We start from the raw sequence: 17771 nt of genomic DNA on the forward strand, positions 1-17771 counted from the left end.
AGCCAAGAGCCAAGAGCCAAGAGCCAAGAGCCAAGAGCCAAGAGCCAAGAGCCAAGAGCCAAGAGCCAAGAGCCAAGAGCCAAGAGCCAAGAGCCAAGAGCCATAACGAAAAGTTTGTTTCAGAGATGAAATTAACTTAAATTAATAAACAAACCTCCAAATCCATGCATAGATTTGGAGGTTTAAATCTTTATCCCACATTAGTAACTAGTAAAATGGAGAGTAATTATCCATGTAAGCCCTATTGGTGAAGACTAACCGGTGGATGCAGAAGACCACTGATTAAAATTTCACTTTATCGTGGCATTGTTTTCGCTGAGCGGTTAAAAATACTTCCTGTGCTGCCCGTACACCTGCACCTGGCTCAAAGTCATATTCAAAGTCTTGAAGTGCTGCTTCCATTAAAGAAACTGCCTGTAAAATATCACTTGGGAAGCAATAGCCCATATGGCCGAATCTGAAAATTTTCCCCTGCAAATCTCCAAGTCCTCCAGCGAAATCTAAATGATATTGTTGTTTTAGATGTGACAAGAAGTCACCGAGTGCAATCCCTTTTGGTGCCATAATTGCTGTAATAGTAGGAGAAGCATGCTCATTAGTAGTGAGAAGTTCAATATTAAGAGCATTCATTGCATGACGAACCATGTTTTTCATTAGTTCATGGCGGGCAACTGTCTTTTCAAAGCCGCCTTCTTCCTCTATAAGTTTACATACTTCATGAAGTCCATATATAAGTGTGACAGTAGGCGTGTTTGGAGTCATTCCTTTTTCTGCCCAACTACGATAGTTTAATAAGTTTAGATAATAGGACGGTGTATTATTTTCTTCAATAACGTTCCAAGCTCTATCACTAACGCTCACAAGAGAAAGTCCTGGAGGTAACATCATCGCTTTTTGAGATCCAGTAACAAGAATATCGATTCCCCAAGCATCCATTTCAGCAGGAGCTCCACCTAGACAACTTACACCATCGACAATACATAATGCATCCGTTTCCTCACGAACGACTTGTGCTAATTCAGCAATTGGATTTAAGATACCTGTAGAAGTTTCATTGTATGTGACAAAAACAGCTTTAATATCTTTTAACGGCTGCAAGAATTCTCGTAACTCGTTAGCTGTGCATGCTTGTCCCCATTCTTTTTCAAGCTTATGTACTTGAAAGCCGTATTTCTCACAAATCGAAACAAAATAGTCTCCGAATGCTCCAACAGTAATTACGACAACATTTTCACCAGCAGAAACAGTGTTAACCGCAGCAGCCTCTAAAGCGGCCGTACCACCTGAAGGGAGGAGTAAAATATCCTGTTTTGTCCCGAAGACAGGTTTTACTAATTCAATTGTTTCACGGTAAAGCTCCACAAATTCATTGCTACGATGGCTAATAATATCGCGATTCATCGCAAGCTGAACCTTTTTCGGAATTGGCGTAGGTCCTGGATGTCTTAAAATATTTTCATACATACTCATCAAACCCCTTTGTAATTAAAAATTAGAAATTCTAAATTTTCTAACTATAATATAGCATATTTTACTACTATCTAACTTCTTTTTCAAAAAGAAGGAGGTAATAGATAAGTAAGATGTCATAATGGAGTAACAAATACAACGAATAGTCCCCAATTTTTTTATATGGTAATATTTTTCTATAAGGGGGCAAAGTTATGAAATCGAAAGCAAATTATCCATTTATTTATTTTTTGTTGGATTCAAATATGGTTTTTGTCTATAAAATTAAAACACTTACTTATCTAAACGTATCGGATTTGATAGATAGTAATGAATGGGAGGCATATGAATTACAGCATCATACTCTATTTGAAACATTCAACCATGAAGATAGTAAATCAATTGAGGGTTTTGGGTTCTGGCTAGAACACGATAAATTAAACGATATAGTAGAAATTATTAATGACTGCATTCAGAAACATCAATCTGTAAACCGACGATTCACAACGCAGGCAGTTCATATTGTAAGTTCTGAATCTGCTGCTGGTTCAGTGAGAGCAGCACTTGTACCACCTAAACATGTGATTGGATTCCCTGATTGCTTCTCAATTGGACCATTATGGAAGCTGGAGAAAAAAAGAGGGCAAGCTTTCCGTAATGATTGGTTATTTGAAAATATTAATGATGGACAGGAAGATGTTTATCAAAATAAGTTTACAAATACTTTACGTGAAATAGAAGATATTCCAAAACATGTTCCTATCTATATTTGGTATGGTAATAATGCTGATGAACAGTGTGGGCTTCGTTTTTTCCTCTATTTATTGCGAGATAAATCGAATGAGATTTTTCTTATTAATACAACAGAACATAGTAAGACTCATTGTCCGACAAGTCATCTTAGTTCACAGCAATTGGCGCAGCTTTTTGTGAACATAAAAGAAAAAAGACCTTTGACTATCCAGGACCATCTTATTTTTAAAAATGAATGGGAAACATTATCACAAACTAACGATGTTCTGCGCTTATGGATTAATAATGAAATAAAAGGGGTTCCAGAAAATTATTTTGATCCACTTATTATAGAGACGATAGAAAGGCTACATAATGAACAAGCAGCAAAGGATTTTATAAAGACGGGGATAGTGATTGCGGAACTATTACCTTTAATAGAAGATCTTCCAAGTGTCTTCTTTTTAGAATGTAGAATAAGATTTTTAGTCAATAATGGAGTGTTTGCAATAAAAGGTATTCCTAAGTCCATTAGACATTATAGTGTAAAATTACGTGAATAACTGGAAAACCTCTTTACACACCTTTGAAAGGTGTGAAGAGGTTTTTGTACTTGCATATGTATTATGCAACGAAAGGTTTGTTCATTTTTATTAAGCCGTAGATAAAATAGAAAAGTCCAAATGTAATGAGCGTTATAATAATATAAAGGATTGCTCTATCAAGGTCGCCAGATCGACGATAGAAGAGTCGATATGTGAAATACAAAACATAAACAAAACACCTAAATAAGCGAATAAACCAATAAATGGAATGAACGAAACCAGTAAAAATCCTGCATAAATTAGAACATTCTTTTTCGCTTCAGCATGAACTGTTACGTCATCATCACCCTTTGCTAATAAGAAAAGGCTATAAACGTTAATAATAGGAATCCAAGAAATATTAGCAAGACCATCAAAGCCATTTGTTTTAGATGCCTGATAATAAATAAGTGAACTAATAACATAACCTGCAATACCCATTACAAGAGTGATAATTTTGATAAAAGATTGAGCGATTTGCGAGGATAATAATTAGAACTATCAGGAAAATGATGGTGAAGAATCAATTTATATAATTTTTTCGTGTTTTAGATTCTACACACTTTTAACCTTTTGTCTAAAAAAAAGTAAAATTGATTACCTTTTGTAAAAATATAAGACAATCTATTTTTGGTAAGATAAATGAATAGACTAACGCAATCACTTTTTTCTGAATATTCAATTTATATAACGAGGAGGATTTAGATGCAAGCGAACATTGCTTTTTTAAATGGTGAAGTAATAACTGTAGATGGACAAGATTCTATCCGAGAGGCTCTAGCGATTTCTGATAACAAAATAGTAGCAGTTGGTTCGAATGAGGAGATTAAAGGTTTAATTAGTGATTCTACACAAGTAATTGACTTGGAAGGGAAGTCAATTCTACCTGGAATTATTGATGCTCATTTACATCTGGTCATGTATGGTACTTTTCAACTCAGTATTAGTTGTAAAGAGCCTGGGTTGGACTCTATAGATGCCATTTTGACTGCGTTAAAAGACAAAGCTGCTACTACCCCAAAGGGTCAGTGGATTCGCGCATGGGGTTTCAATGAACGAACGGTTAAGGAAAAACGATATCCTACTCTTGAAGAATTGGACAACATTACGATAGACCACCCGATTGCCATTACCCGTACTTGTGGTCACATCGGAATTGTAAATTCAGCTGCTTTACGTCTATCAGATATTGACGAAACAACACCTGATCCTCAAGGAGGTTTAATTGAAAAAGATACAAAAGGTCAACTAACTGGACGATTGATCGAAAATGCTTATATGCAGTTTAATGAGGTTGCAACTTATTCAAATGAAGAAGTTTATCAAGCCATTCAAATCGCGCAGCAACATTTCTTAAAAGTTGGCATTACAAGCGTTCATGAAGCTGGAACGTTTACAAAAGAAAATTACAGAATGTTACAATTAGCCTCCCAAAAAGGAGATTTGAAAATTCGTGTCTATGCGATGATTGCTAGTTTAAGTGACTGTAAGCAGTTCACATTAAATATGATGGAATCTGGAGTTTTAACTGGAACTGGAAATGAATTCTTTAAAGTGGGTCCTGCTAAATTGTTTACAGATGGTAGTAGTACGGGTCCTACTATTGCTACTCGTGAAGGTTATACAAGCAATCCCTACGATCATGGAATCTTATATTACACCGAGGATGAAATTTATGAAGTACTTGGTAAAGCACACGAATTAGGCTATCAAATTACTGTACATGCACAAGGTGATCAAGCAATTGAAGTATATTTGAAAGTTGTAGAACGCGCGTTAAAAGAAAATCCCCGTGAAAATCATCGACATCGAATTGAACACGCTGGAATTTCTAGCCCAGATTTACAGCAACGAATGAAAGAGTTAAAGATAATTCCAATACCTAATCCACCATTTCCGTATGAATTTGGTGAAAGTTATTTAACGAACTACGGTGAACGTACGGACTTTATGTACCCTGCACGAGACTTTATTGATCAAGGAATTATTTCTGCTGCTGGGTCAGACTCACCAGTTACTACTTACAATCCGTTTATTGGAATTCACGAAGCGGTCAATCGACTCACTGCCAATGGAACTGCATTTGGTGAAAAACAAAAAATAGATGTTCTTGAAGCCATTCGTCTTTATACCTATAACGGTGCGTATGCAAGTTTTGACGAGGATATAAAGGGTAGTTTAGAACCCGGTAAATTAGCAGATATGATTGTACTAGATCGAAGTATATTGAAAGCCCTTCCACAAGAATTAAAAGATATTCAAGTCGAATTAACAATACTAGATGGCGATATTCTTTTCGAACGCTCTAAAACGAAAACATACTGATGAGGATGGGGGACTCTTATGACAATAAAAATTTCAAGCTGTCAATTTGAATTGCAAAAAGTTGATAATTTCTCTACCTTCAAAGATCGAATTTTACATGCATTCAATGATGTGCCACTTACAAGTGATTATGTGCTCTTACCAGAGTTATTTACGATGTCTTTACTAACAACTTATAACAATTACAATCAATTCACAGAAAAAGATTATGAGAAATTAGGTTCCTTTTTAGATGATTACCTTGAATTTTTTAATAATCTTTCACAGAAACGAAGACAGATTATTATTGCAGGTTCAACAATTGAACCGACCTATAAAGGAAATTATAATACGACCTATATCTTTGATGGAGAGGGCAATGTATTAAAACATCGGAAGACACATATTTTCCCTGCTGAATCTGCTTGGAACACTATTGAGGGAGATGAATTTGAAGTTTTCAAAATTGGACCAGTAACATTTGGTATTGCCATATGCTATGAAATAGAGATTCCGGAAATTGCACATATATACAGTCAAAAACGTGCCGATATTATTTTTTGCCCTTCTTATACGTTCTCTGAATATGGTTTCTGGAGAGTTCGCCATTGTGCCCATGCACGAAGTATTGAAAACCAACTCTATGTCGTTCATTGCCCTACGATTGGCAAAATCCAAGGACCCATTCAAAATGGATTTGGGACAACCGCTATTATTGGACCTGCTGACTTACCTTGGACAAAAAATGGCGTAATTGCAGAAACTACAAGTAAATCAAGTACAGTTGTTACAGCTGAACTATCACTTGAAGACCTCTACGAAAATCGTAAAAATGGGGCTGCAACAACTTATAAAGATCGTATCCGTAGAAAAGACATTTATACATTATGAATTCGTGTTTTGAACTCCAAATTTCCATGCTTATTCTCGTTAAACTGAGGGTTACACTACTTTTTGTACGATAAAAAAGAAATTCAAAGGAGGCTTATATGAAAAACATTAAACTGTTATTGTTGATACCGTTTATTGGCATGTGCTTATGTTTGCCCTTTGCAAATAAAATAGAGCCTTATATTCTTGGATTACCGTTTCTCCTATTCTGGATTATCTTATGGATGATTTTATCGTCAATAGTGTTAGTGATTGTGTATAAATTGGATCCTGAAAACCAAGGAGGCGATGAATAATGAATATAGCTTTACTGATTATCTTTGCATTTGCATTGATTGCTCTGTTCCTTGGTATCCGAGCAACACATGGGAAAAAAATGAATGTCGATGAATTTGCTGTTGGTAATAAGGGCTTTGGTACATTATTTATTTTCCTGCTAATTGCAGGAGAAGTTTATACTACTTTTACATTCCTTGGTGGTAGTGGTTGGGCTTATTCGAAAGGGGCCGCTGCTTTTTATGTACCTGCATATATTTGTTTAGCATACGTTTTATCTTATTGGATTGCACCGAAGATTTGGAACTATTCTAAAGATCACCATATTATTTCTCAACCAGAATATTTTGCATCCAACTATAAAAGTCCGATATTAGGATTAGTTGTATCGTTTTTAGGTGCTATCGCATTGATTCCATATATAGTTATCCAATTAAAAGGATTAGGTATTATTGTTTCGGAAGCTTCCTATGGAGGGATTAGCCCCATTATGGCAAGTACTATTGGTGCCATAATTATTACAATTTATGTTACTATTTCAGGAATCCACGGCTCTGCTTGGACAGCTGTATTAAAGGATATCATGATTTTAGGAGTCATTGTATTTTTAGGAATTTATATTCCATACCATTATTTCGGAGGCGTACAACCTCTATTTGAAGCTGTAGAAAAAATAAAACCGGAAAGCTTAACTCTCGCTAGTTCTGGATTAAGTATTTCTTGGTTTGTCTCAACCATTATATTAAATGCGTTCGGATTCTATTTATTACCAAACTCCTTTTCAGTATTATTATCATCTAAGAGTGCAAAAGCATTGAAGAAAAATGCCATTACCTTACCTTTATATACTCTATTACTCTTATTCGCATTTTTCATTGGTTTTGCAGCCATCGTAGAGATTCCAGGATTACAAGGAGCTGAAGGAGATTTATCATTACTCCGATTAACGATTCAAACATTCGATCCTTGGGTAGTAGGAGTTGTCGGAGCTGCTGGGTTATTAACTGCTTTAGTACCCGCATCTGTTATGTTAATGTCTGCTTCAATTGGATTAATGACTGGATTTTACAAGCTTGTTAAACCAAAGGCGACAGATCGCCAACAGTTATTTGCTTCAAAAATGTTTGTGTTTGCTATAATATTGGTTGCATTCATCTTCACGATTACTGGAGGGGATGCACTGGCAATCTTAAACATTATGTCATACAGCTTAATAACACAACTTGTCCCAGCACTCCTATTTAGTTTCTATGAAAATCGTATTTTTAACAAGATCGGTGCAATGGCAGGAATTTTAACCGGTGTAGGAATCGTACTTTATGGTGCCATTACATCACATAAACTAATTGATTTTTTCCCGAACATCCCACATGTAATTAATGACATCAGCACAGGAATGATTGCAGTTATTATTAACTTTGCAGTAGCTATTGTAGTAAGCCTTGCAACTAATCATTTAGTTGTGGAAAAGAAGGACGATATTGATACACTTGTAGCATAAAAATGACTTAAAATACTTATGCTAACTTCTTTTTCAAAATAATAGTGTAAGTGATTGTGATTTTTGTAGAGTGAAAAAATCGATGTATTAAGCTCGGGATTTAAAGTGAAATCTTTTCCTAAGTCCATGAGCCACTAAAGATGTAAAATTACGTTAATAACTGGAAAACCTCTTTATACCTTTGAAAGGTGTAAAGAGGTTTTTGTACTTGCATATGTATTATGCAACGAAAGGTTTGTTCATTTTTATTAAGCCGTAAATAGCATAGAATAGTCCCAATGTGATGAACGATAAAATAGTATAAAGTATAGCTTTCCCAGTTCCGCCAGTCCAACGATAGAAGAGGCGATATGTGAAGTAGGACATAAAAATAAGAAAACCTACTGAACCAATTATATCCAGGAACAAATACGGAATAAATAAAACAATTGTTAATATAGCGTAAATAATAAAATTCTTTATTGCTGCTGCACGAACTGATGCATCATCATTACCCTTTGCTGTTAATAAGAAAAGATTATAAACACCAACAAGTGGAATCCAAGCGATATAAGCTTGTTTGCTAAAGCCATTTGCTTTAGATGACTGGTAATAAATAAGTGAAGTAATCAGATAGTCTGCAATGCTTATCAATGCAATAAAAATTAACATAATAATAAGAAATTCCAAATCTAAACCGTCGAATTCATTGTATGAAGAGTCGTACATATGAAAACCTCCTTTCCAAAAAAATACTTCATAATAATAACAATACTAAAGTCATAAATCTACAGTAAATTATATCCGGAATTTAATGTTAATGATAGATTTATACTATTTTATCGGGTGTGGATATTGTATTAATCGTGAATTTTTGATATTAGATGGATTGGATAAAAATGAGGTTGGCAAACTAGTAATTTTATTCTTCCCAGTGGGGTCAACTAATATTGGAAAGAAAATAATCCCGTAAAAATTAGAGTATTCTTTTTCACTGCCACAATTATTTGCTCTAATTATTAACAAAAGCCATTTGTAATTGATGTTACAAAAAACAGTGCAGACTACTTAGAATAAGAAATAATTTTGAGTATTACATAAAAATGTAAAAAATATCCTTTCGGTATTGGTATAATAGTTTTGGGAATTATTGTATGAAAGAGTAATGAGAAAGGGGAGTTTGTGTTGCTAATTATTTTTTTTGTATTGATAGTTTTAAGCTTTTACCTCATGGAAAAAAATTATCGGAAAAGTGTCTATTATAAACTGACAAAAAATAATTTCTTTACAGTTAAACTCAATAAAGGGAGAAATGGTGAGTACTTAACATCGAAAATTATTGAGAGGCATGTCTTACAAAGTCATAGGCAATTATTAAATGTATATATTCCAAAGAGAAATTCAGATGAATTAACGGAAATAGACCTTCTATTTATTGATCGAACAGGTCTATATGTGATTGAGTCAAAAAACTATAGTGGTTGGATTTTTGGCAATGAAACACAACAGCAATGGACACAAACGATGCCGAATAAGAAAAAATATAGATTTTACAATCCGATCCGTCAAAATGCTACGCATATCCGTGCAATTCAAGATTTTTTAGGCCTTCCGAAAGAAGCAATTCATTCAGTCATTGTCTTTAGTGAACGCTGTACATTGAAAAAAGTGGTAGTAACTTCTCCAAACGTACATGTTATAAAACGAGAAAATTTAAGGCGTTTTATCCAAACACAAATGGAAACTGCGAAACAGCTTTTCTCTCAAGAAGATATTCAAGCAATTTACAATAAACTTGCGCCTCAAATGCAAGTATCCAATGAAGTCAAAAAACAACATACTCAAACGATTCAGCAGAAATATGGAAAATAATCAAGGGGACAATAACATGCCAATATATAATAAATTAGTACGTGATTTAATTCCTCAAGTAATTCAAGCAGAAGGTAAAACATATAGCATAAGAGTATTAGAACAAGGAGAACGCTTAGAGGAAATAAAAGTGAAAATGCAAGAAGAAGCATTAGAGTTTCTAGAGGCAGCCTCTCCAAAAGAGGCCGTTGAGGAACTTGCGGATATTTTAGAATTAGTACTTACAGCTATACAAATATACGACGTGCCCTACGAACAATTGGAACAAATACGTACTCAGAAGAAGACTCAACGTGGAGGATTTTCGAAAGGTATATATTTAATTGAGGTGAAGGAGTAGGAAGAAACGGAGTGTAACTATTTCATGCGTTTTCACTTTTCACGTTTGATAATCCTATTATTTCAAGATATAGTTCTTATTACAGATGAAATAAGGAGGAATGAATATGGCAGAAATTAAATACGAAATTGTTGAAACAGTTGCGGTATTATCGGAGGGCAATAAAGGCTGGAAAAAAGAATTGAATTTAATTAGTTGGAATGGTCGTGAACCGAAATACGATATTAGAGATTGGTCGGAGGATCATACAAAAATGGGCAAGGGTGTTACATTGTCACTGTCTGAATTACAGGTTTTGAAAGAGTCGATAGTTAAATTGTCAGATTTAGATTAATGTACTGAGGTACTCTTTAGGGATGTTTTAGGATTATTGAGAAAGTCGGGGTTCATGTTCATAAAACGATAGATGTAGAGTATAGCTTTTCACCTGACTAACGATATAGGTGGTATAAACAAAAGTAGCAATTTTCAATCTTTTTAGGATTTTCCATAGAATATATTTCGTAAAATTGTTAGACTAACAATAGCAACAATTCATAAAGCAGGTGGCGGCTGAACTCCCTTTTGAAAGGGGGTGAGGCGGTTGACAGTATTTGAAGCATTCAGTTTGATTGTACAGTGTAGTCTTTTGCTAATTGCAGTACTGACACTGATGCTTAGCATTATTGTCTCTCAAAATAAAAAGAAATAGCCACCCTGCCGGCTAAGTAAGGTGACTATTTCTACAACTTTAACTTGGTCAGCCGCTATGGTTGCGGCATGATTGTTGCTTTGACTGGATGTTGACGCATCCAGTCTTTTTTATTCTATATTTAGTGTATCATATTTATTCTAAAAAGAACATTTTATCTACATTCACTGGCGCATCCCAAGTCGTAATTGATAAAGTCTTTATCTCGCGATTAAATGAATTTTGCAATGTCATTTAGCGCTAAACGAGAAGAGCCGTAAGCTGGTGATGCTGCTTTTCCGATGGCGATTAAGACGATTGGCACTAGATTATCTGTTAATTCAAAGCGTTGCGCAAAAGCCTCTTTATTGAAGCCGCCCATTGTAACTGTATCATAGCCCATATCCTTTGCTAAAAGCATGATTTGCATAGAAATTAAGCCCGCATCAAATGTAGCTATATTTTTAAGAACTTCTTTAGGAAGGTTTGCATAAATCTTTAATGAATTTTCAATCATCATATTTTTTGTTGCTTCATCCATATAGCCAAGCTCAAAGTTTTTTGTATAGACTTCCTCTACATTTTTGTACATTTCTGTATCGCCTAATACCGCAATGATGGCAGACGCAGTTTCTACTTGCTCCTGGTTATTAGCAATTAAACGTAGTTCTTTTTTTACTGCCTCATCTTGGATCACTAAAAAGCGCCAAGGTTGTAAATTACTTGATGATGGAGCGGTAGTTGCCTCTACAAGTAATTCCTCTAATTCAGCTTGTGGAATTTTAAAATTTGCCTCATACTTACGCACAGATTTACGATCGTGCATCACTTTATTTATATTACTTTTAGTTGTAGTCATCGTTTATAAAATCCCCTTTATATTTATGATATTTTACTATACGGTATTCTTTTTGGAATTCCAAGTAAACTGCTCGAAATAGAGAGTTTTGATTAACTTTTTTCAGCGGTGTCGCGGAATTATGCCGTGGCATAATTGTTACTTAAATTTAAATGCTTCGAAGTTAATACTTATATCTTTATTGCGGAATTTCAATTGCTTGGCAAAGTGTTTTAGCATTTTTTCAGGGCCGCACATAAAAATACTTGTTTGGGCTGGCACTGTGAAATTTTCAAATGAAAGCCTGTCCATTTGAGTAGTATCAATAAAGTTCACTCTGAATTGTTGATTAGTTTTTGCATACTCTTGTAAAAATTCTTTATAAATAGCATTGTCTTGACCTTGATAAGTGTAAAATAATTCAATATCACGATTGATAGGCTGTGATTGCAAATAAGATAAAAAAGGAGTAATGCCTATACCACCAGCTATCCAAATTTGTTGCGTTGTGCCATTTTCAAAATTTAAATGACCATAAGGACCATCAAGTGTGACCGGTGTATTCAGTTGAACTGAATCATATACCTTTTTTGTGAAATCACCAATTGCTTTAATAGTGACGAATATTTTTTTTCCATCACCACCTGAAATTGAAAAGGGATGAGGTGCCTTTTCTATGCCATCTTGAAAAATCTTGATAAAAATAAATTGTCCATGTCGATAAGGTATTTTTTTATCAAGTGTTAGCTCCAGTTCAATAACATTAGAGCCCAATTTTTTGATGCCCGTAATGTTACCTTTATATTTAAAGTACATATCCTGATACATCGTTAACATATATAACGCTGACATAAATCCAATAGTAGTAGTTATTGCTGTAAAAATTCCTAAAGGTGTAATCTGCAATAAATCGTATCTGCTTGAAAAATAGGCATGATAAATTCCAAATGTATAAGGAATAAGCATTAACCGATGAAAGATCCGCCAGTGCTCATATTTTAGAAATTTAGCAAAAAGCGCAATTACAATTAGCGCTATGAAACCATATTGCCCAAGTGAACCTAGTTCTTTCGCAAATTCGCTGAGTGAAGTTCTTTGCACTTTATCCCAGTGGGGAACGAGATCTTGTAATTGCCCATGTATAACCACTAATGCTAGTGAAAGTATTGCTAAATATTTATGATAAATATAAACATTTTCTAGACCATGGAACCAACGCTCAAAAATTTTCATTCTTGTTGCTAACAAGAAGACAAGAAAGAAGCCTGTAATGGCCATGCCCCCAATGATATGACTGAGCCTGTTAACTGCCTGGATAGGCTCTATAGGTGTAGCAAAATACCACAGTAAAGCACTACTACTCATTATTAATATGATAAACAAAATTCCTTTGATAGATTTCATAAATAACCTCCAATATTCATTTTTATCTCTAGTTATCCTATATATACAATGAGAACCTGAAATGTTTCTGATATTTGAATTTTTATATGAGAGTTTTTTTGTCTACAAAAAAGTAAGTGTTGAAAAGGGATTGTACGTTCGGAATATATGTTCCCTTTTGCGCTGGAGTGTGTTAAATTAAGGAGGTTAAAAAATATCAAGATATAAGGAGCAGAAGTAAATAATGCAAGGGAATACACATATTATCGGGGGCATCACGACAAGCCTTGCTTTTGCACAAATTTCTAATGATAATCCGCTTGTTTTAGTTGGAGCGGGCGTTATCGGTGCGTTACTTCCGGATATTTGCCATGGAGGTAGTAAAATTGGGAGGAAGTTTCCCATCATATCAAAAACTGTGAATTCGCTGTTTGGACATCGTTCGTTTACACATAGTTTACTTTTTTTATTTTTGGTTTGGATGCTACTACATACATTTATACCTTACGAATCCATCTCGCTAGGTATTTTATTAGGAATGGCAAGTCATATTTTCCTTGATATGGGGACAAAAAAGGGTGTTAAGCTGTTTTTCCCAGTATCCATTTCAATACGTTTACCACTTACTACAAAAACGGGTAGTAAAGCTGAAAAGGTTGTATTTATGTTGTTAACGATGCTTTCAGTCTTTTTTAGCTATGAAGTGATTGTTAAGCTAATTCAGAGCTTATAATTAAAGAAGCCCCAGTACGAGATTTTTCATACTGGGGCTCTTTTTAAAGGTGACAGTTTTTAGTCACCCTGTACCTCTTCAACTGTTTGTTCTACTTCAGCTCGTGTCATTTTTTCACGACCTTCTTGCATGGCCTTTAATGTTTTATGAGCTAATGCAAGTGGTAATCGACAGAATAATAATACCGTTCGTTTATTAATATCTTTCATATAAAGATCAGCTTTCGCGAGATTTTCCTCCGCATATGCAAATAAATCTTCACGTGTCCATCCATCAGGAACGAAACTTACTCCGCGCTCGTCCATATCCTCATGTTGATTGCGTAAAATATTGACTGCTTGGAGACCTCGGCCATAGCCAATCGCTAAATCGCGATCTGTTTGAATGTCTGCACCCCACGCCCAAAGCTCGGACAGCATTGTCCCAACAAGCCCTGCAACGTAGTATGTATAATCATCTAAATCCTCTCGTGTATGCACCTGCCAGTTTGCCTTTGCCCATTTCGCCATCCCAAATGCCATTTCACTCGTTGAATCTTGGACAATTTTACGTGAGCCCTCAGGACAAAACGTTAGCCAATCTGCTAAACGAAGAGATACTTCAGGTAGCTGATCTGCATATGGCGCTAATAAAGTTTCATAGGCTTCTGCGTTAAATGATTCCTTTAATAGCTCGCTTGTTGCATTAAGTAAATCAAATTTCACATCATTAGAAAGGTTTTCATGATCCTCAATTTCGTCTATAGCACGCATTGCTAAATATGCGGCTGCCACAGACAATTTTAAATCATTTTTTAAAAAAGTAATCGGTATATAAAAAGTGCGACTAGTTTCCTTTAAAACTTGCATCGCTTCTTTATAAAGTTTCTTTTGATCTTTCACTTGTATTCCTCCGTTCAAATGGTAACACATCTATAGTATATCGTATCGTAAAAGTGATGAAAGATAAAACAGATTGTTCAATTTATATTCAACTATTTTCAATTGGTATAGATTAAAGATAAAGAGAGGGTAGAAAACAAATTTGTAATTATTACAGATTGTGCGTCAGGGATGGGCGCAGCAATGGTAAAAGTGATATTGAAAAGCGAACTAGAGATGTTGGAGGATATCAGATGATCCCCAAGGAGTCGCCCAGCATCCGCTCCAATCAACTAGTTTAGATGACATACATTTAACAATATGACATCCAACTTATAGTTTTATCGGAACACTTTCAGGAATTATAGCCCAACTTTTAAGTTTTAACGACACCAACCTGCTAGAATTGCTATAGAATCGATGATGCATCGAGTTTCATTGCATTTTCACTTCTTTTGTGTTTTTATAGTAGAATAATGTTGAAGTTATAAAATGCGACGAAAATCGTGTGATTAGTAGAAAATAATTGATATTTTTCGTGTTTTTTTCATGAAAGTTTGCTAAGTTATTGCACATTTATTTCAACAGCGTTAAAGTTTAGGAAGGACAAAGATACAACTTCACTTTTCGAGTAATTGTTGCTGCCGCTGCGCTTTCGCACAGAAAAAAAACATTTGTTGCTGCCGCTGCGCTTTCGCGCAGTAAACAATTGTAGCTGTAGATTTGCTTTCGGTACTGAAATACAATTCACCGGATTTTGACACAATAACTCCTTGCAAAATCCGTGACATTTGTGGAGGCATGAACGTTATTCAACAGGCTTCAAACGCCTCTTGAATAAAAGCAAAATCTAGTATATATCTCACCTTCTGAAATAGAGATTATACGTAAAGTCAAAGGAGAATGGTATGCCAAAGGCTATAGGTATTGATGCAGGTGGAACATTGACAAAAGTTGCTTATTTAGATGAGCATAATGAGCTCATTTTAACAACTTTCCCGTCAAATGATTTGCTAGCTGTGCAGAATTGGATTATTAATCATCCAGATATTGAGGATATTGGTGTTACGGGAGGGCGTACAGAACAATTACTGGATGTCATCAAAACAATGAAATCGATTCATTATATAGTAGAGTTTGAAGCCACATTGAAGGGCGTTCGATTTTTGTTGCATAAAGAGGGGTACTTCTTTGAGAGAAGTATGATTACTAATATTGGTACTGGTACTTCAATTCATTATATGGAAGATAATACGCATGTTCGTGTTGGTGGGACAGGCGTTGGTGGTGGAACATTGATTGGATTGTCAGCGCTTACAACTGGCATCACGGATTATAATGAAATAAGAGAACTGGCCTCTAAAGGTAATCGAGAAGAAATTGATTTACTAGTAAAGGATATTTATCAAGGGATGGACACACCTATAGATGGGCAATTGACAGCTAGTAATTTTGGGAAAGTTGGTATTACAGAGTCTCTCAAACATCCAACTGAAGATATTATTGCAACTGTACAAGGGCTTGTAGGTGAAGTTATTACTACACTTAGTATTCAATATGCCGAAGAGAAAAATGCGCAGCATATCGTTTATATCGGTTCAACTTTAAGCAATAATGATCATCTTACACGAGTGATTGCCAATTACACACGTACGAAAAAACATACACCAGTCTTTATAAATGACCACGGTTTTTCAGGTGCAGTCGGTGCATTATTAAATATAACTGAATATACAATTGTCTAATTACAATGTACATTACTAATTATTATTAGTGATGTACATTTTTTTATACTGTAACAGTTTTAGTAATGTCTGTAGTAATCCCCAAAGCATAAATCCTTCTATCCTGAGCACATTACATGTAGGAGGTGAATATCCGTGGCCAATAGAAATACCAATGGAAACAACAAAAACAACAATAAAACAATGAATGTTAGAACGCATAATCCTTTTGATACCTACAAAAAAATAGACCTCGATAAATCAAATAGTAATAACAATAACCCGAATGACAATCTCAATGAAGAATTCGGTGCAGAATTTGATGCGAAAGCAAAAAATAAAGATAATAAAACGAACCATAAGAAAAATCAGCAGTCCAACAAAAACAAATAAATGAAACATTGGAGGCTTTAATAATGGCAAAGAAGAATAAAACAAGCTTCAAAAAGAAAAAGAAAGAAGATACACATAAAAGAAATGATCGTGAAGAATATTCTGCAGAGTTTAATCAAGTAATTCATAACAATCCTCAACAACCTAAACAATCCAGCAAAAAATAATGAAAACTGCTCCTTAAGGTTGAGAATACTTAAGGAGCACTTATTTTTTGCTGTTTTGGCTACTTTATACCAAAAGAATATGAAAGGTTGAGTAACTTGCGAAAATTTTGTATGAAACTTGGCATTTTTCTTGTACTGTTTGCTCTATTTATAAACACCCCAACAATTACTTATGCTCAACAGGGAATTCCAGCCCATGCTCAATGGGGGAAAGTAGCGATAAAAGAGACACATGCAAAATACCCTCAAGCAAAAATCCTCGATTATTTGCATGTGGGAAGCGAGGTTATTGAAGACTCCACTATTGAAAAATTTAAACTTTGGCTAAAACAAAATGACAAGGAATTCGGTGTACATGTTCGAATCAAATATGTAACCAATACAAATAAAGTAGTGAAAATTGAATTCCAAGAAACCACTCCATAAAATAAGAGGATGCCTACTTTCAGGCATCCTCATTCCGTTTAGCTTTCTAGCTTTTTAATAAATTCTCGCATTAATCCAGGTAAATCTGGCCATGCGTGACCGCTAATTAAATTGCCATCTGTGTGAAGGTTAGTATCGATATACGTCGCTCCGGCTACTTGAACTTCGGGCTTGCAGGCAATATAGGCTGTTAGTTCACGTCCTTTCAGAACTTCAGGAATGGTCGCGAAAATTTGAGCTGCGTGACATACAGCAGCGATTGGTTTATTAGTTTCAAAGAAATGGCTCACTAGTGTCGGAACATGTTCATTTAAACGAATGTATTCTGGCGCCCGTCCACCAGGAATGATGAGTCCGTCAAATTGTGCAGGATCTACTTCTGCAAAGGATAAGTGTGCTTCTAATCCATATGCTGTACGCTCGATGTATGTATCAACTCCATCGACAAAATCGTGTAATACAGTCTGTAATTTTTTTGCGGATGGTGCTGCAATCGTTACATCATAGCCAGCCTCTAGACAACGATAATAAGGATAAAAAATTTCTAAAGCTTCAACTGCGTCTCCTGCAAGTATTAATACCTTTTTCCCCATGCTTCCATCTCCTTTTATTTGTAATCTATTAGCTTAATTCGACACTTTCAAAAAAT

21 protein-coding genes are annotated in these 17771 nt (G+C 35.0%); 14 read left to right on the top strand and 7 right to left on the bottom strand.

The features are described from left to right. Positions 1-282 precede the first annotated feature (282 nt). Complete coding sequence (locus tag ACFVT8_RS14100; RefSeq protein ID WP_387081063.1) at positions 283-1464, bottom strand: pyridoxal-phosphate-dependent aminotransferase family protein; 1182 nt, start codon at positions 1462-1464, stop codon at positions 283-285. A 200-nt stretch (positions 1465-1664) separates the two neighbouring features. Here ACFVT8_RS14100 and ACFVT8_RS14105 point away from each other — a divergent pair, with 200 nt between their 5' ends. After that, positions 1665-2744 carry a DUF1835 domain-containing protein gene (locus ACFVT8_RS14105; RefSeq protein WP_387081065.1) on the top strand — a complete coding sequence of 360 codons (1080 nt, stop codon included), beginning with the start codon at positions 1665-1667 and terminating at the stop codon, positions 2742-2744. A gap of 132 nt (positions 2745-2876) precedes the next feature. Here ACFVT8_RS14105 and ACFVT8_RS14110 read toward each other — a convergent pair whose 3' ends face one another. Beyond that, positions 2877-3206, bottom strand: a complete 330-nt coding sequence (locus tag ACFVT8_RS14110) for a hypothetical protein (protein WP_387081066.1) — start codon at positions 3204-3206, stop codon at positions 2877-2879. A 264-nt stretch (positions 3207-3470) separates the two neighbouring features. Between ACFVT8_RS14110 and ACFVT8_RS14115 the strand changes: the two genes are divergently transcribed. The 4 genes from ACFVT8_RS14115 to ACFVT8_RS14130 all read left to right on the top strand — a co-directional run bounded on the left by ACFVT8_RS14115 (position 3471) and on the right by ACFVT8_RS14130 (position 7737). Further along, on the top strand, positions 3471-5090 hold the full coding sequence (locus ACFVT8_RS14115; protein WP_387081068.1) for an amidohydrolase: 1620 nt from the start codon (positions 3471-3473) through the stop codon (positions 5088-5090). 18 nt (positions 5091-5108) lie between these two features. Next, positions 5109-5960: a nitrilase-related carbon-nitrogen hydrolase gene (locus tag ACFVT8_RS14120; protein ID WP_387081069.1), complete on the top strand. Its 852-nt coding sequence runs from the start codon at positions 5109-5111 to the stop codon at positions 5958-5960. Positions 5961-6058: 98 nt separating this feature from the next. Then, positions 6059-6256, top strand: coding sequence for a DUF3311 domain-containing protein (locus tag ACFVT8_RS14125; RefSeq protein ID WP_387081071.1), 198 nt, complete (start codon positions 6059-6061; stop codon positions 6254-6256). Then, positions 6256-7737: a sodium:solute symporter family protein gene (locus ACFVT8_RS14130; RefSeq protein WP_387081073.1), complete on the top strand. Its 1482-nt coding sequence runs from the start codon at positions 6256-6258 to the stop codon at positions 7735-7737. The genes ACFVT8_RS14125 and ACFVT8_RS14130 overlap by 1 nt, the downstream gene beginning before the upstream one ends. 219 nt (positions 7738-7956) lie before the next feature. On the opposite strand, the gene ACFVT8_RS14135 is transcribed toward ACFVT8_RS14130, so the two are convergent. Beyond that, positions 7957-8445 (bottom strand): hypothetical protein, encoded by a 489-nt coding sequence (locus tag ACFVT8_RS14135; protein ID WP_387081074.1) that lies wholly within the window; start codon positions 8443-8445, stop codon positions 7957-7959. A gap of 456 nt (positions 8446-8901) precedes the next feature. Between ACFVT8_RS14135 and ACFVT8_RS14140 the strand changes: the two genes are divergently transcribed. The 4 genes from ACFVT8_RS14140 to ACFVT8_RS14155 all read left to right on the top strand — a co-directional run bounded on the left by ACFVT8_RS14140 (position 8902) and on the right by ACFVT8_RS14155 (position 10619). Further along, on the top strand, positions 8902-9588 hold the full coding sequence (locus ACFVT8_RS14140; RefSeq protein ID WP_387081076.1) for a nuclease-related domain-containing protein: 687 nt from the start codon (positions 8902-8904) through the stop codon (positions 9586-9588). 16 nt (positions 9589-9604) lie between these two features. Further along, positions 9605-9928 carry a pyrophosphohydrolase domain-containing protein gene (locus ACFVT8_RS14145; RefSeq protein ID WP_387081078.1) on the top strand — a complete coding sequence of 108 codons (324 nt, stop codon included), beginning with the start codon at positions 9605-9607 and terminating at the stop codon, positions 9926-9928. A gap of 106 nt (positions 9929-10034) precedes the next feature. Continuing rightward, entirely contained in the window at positions 10035-10262 is a 228-nt protein-coding gene (locus ACFVT8_RS14150; protein WP_387081079.1) for a YdbC family protein, read from the top strand. A gap of 240 nt (positions 10263-10502) precedes the next feature. Then, positions 10503-10619, top strand: a complete 117-nt coding sequence (locus tag ACFVT8_RS14155; RefSeq protein ID WP_387081080.1) for a putative holin-like toxin — start codon at positions 10503-10505, stop codon at positions 10617-10619. A gap of 211 nt (positions 10620-10830) precedes the next feature. Here ACFVT8_RS14155 and ACFVT8_RS14160 read toward each other — a convergent pair whose 3' ends face one another. Together ACFVT8_RS14160 and ACFVT8_RS14165 are read right to left on the bottom strand one after the other, a co-directional pair. Beyond that, entirely contained in the window at positions 10831-11457 is a 627-nt protein-coding gene (locus tag ACFVT8_RS14160; protein ID WP_387081082.1) for a nitroreductase family protein, read from the bottom strand. Between the two features lie 138 nt (positions 11458-11595). After that, positions 11596-12840: a ferredoxin reductase family protein gene (locus ACFVT8_RS14165; RefSeq protein WP_387081084.1), complete on the bottom strand. Its 1245-nt coding sequence runs from the start codon at positions 12838-12840 to the stop codon at positions 11596-11598. A 223-nt stretch (positions 12841-13063) separates the two neighbouring features. Between ACFVT8_RS14165 and ACFVT8_RS14170 the strand changes: the two genes are divergently transcribed. Then, a complete protein-coding gene (locus ACFVT8_RS14170; RefSeq protein ID WP_387081086.1) occupies positions 13064-13552 on the top strand; it encodes a metal-dependent hydrolase in 489 nt (162 codons plus the stop codon). 59 nt (positions 13553-13611) lie between these two features. On the opposite strand, the gene ACFVT8_RS14175 is transcribed toward ACFVT8_RS14170, so the two are convergent. Beyond that, the gene (locus ACFVT8_RS14175; RefSeq protein ID WP_387081088.1) at positions 13612-14433 is read right to left on the bottom strand and encodes a squalene/phytoene synthase family protein; all 822 of its coding nucleotides are present in this window, start codon (positions 14431-14433) and stop codon (positions 13612-13614) included. Between the two features lie 887 nt (positions 14434-15320). Here ACFVT8_RS14175 and coaW point away from each other — a divergent pair. The 4 genes from coaW (at position 15321) to ACFVT8_RS14195 (ending at position 17122) form a co-directional block, all read left to right on the top strand. After that, positions 15321-16157: a type II pantothenate kinase gene (gene coaW / locus ACFVT8_RS14180; protein ID WP_387081090.1), complete on the top strand. Its 837-nt coding sequence runs from the start codon at positions 15321-15323 to the stop codon at positions 16155-16157. 135 nt (positions 16158-16292) lie between these two features. After that, positions 16293-16529: a hypothetical protein gene (locus ACFVT8_RS14185; RefSeq protein ID WP_387081092.1), complete on the top strand. Its 237-nt coding sequence runs from the start codon at positions 16293-16295 to the stop codon at positions 16527-16529. A gap of 23 nt (positions 16530-16552) precedes the next feature. After that, complete coding sequence (locus tag ACFVT8_RS14190) at positions 16553-16696, top strand: hypothetical protein (RefSeq protein WP_323656514.1); 144 nt, start codon at positions 16553-16555, stop codon at positions 16694-16696. 111 nt (positions 16697-16807) lie between these two features. Beyond that, a complete protein-coding gene (locus ACFVT8_RS14195; protein WP_387081094.1) occupies positions 16808-17122 on the top strand; it encodes a DUF3889 domain-containing protein in 315 nt (104 codons plus the stop codon). 38 nt (positions 17123-17160) lie between these two features. Here ACFVT8_RS14195 and ACFVT8_RS14200 read toward each other — a convergent pair whose 3' ends face one another. After that, positions 17161-17715 (bottom strand): DJ-1/PfpI family protein, encoded by a 555-nt coding sequence (locus tag ACFVT8_RS14200; protein ID WP_387081095.1) that lies wholly within the window; start codon positions 17713-17715, stop codon positions 17161-17163. Between the last annotated feature and the right edge of the window lie 56 nt (positions 17716-17771).

It is taken from the genome of Lysinibacillus sp. NPDC058147 (assembly GCF_042884205.1).
Lineage (GTDB): Bacteria > Bacillota > Bacilli > Bacillales_A > Planococcaceae > Lysinibacillus.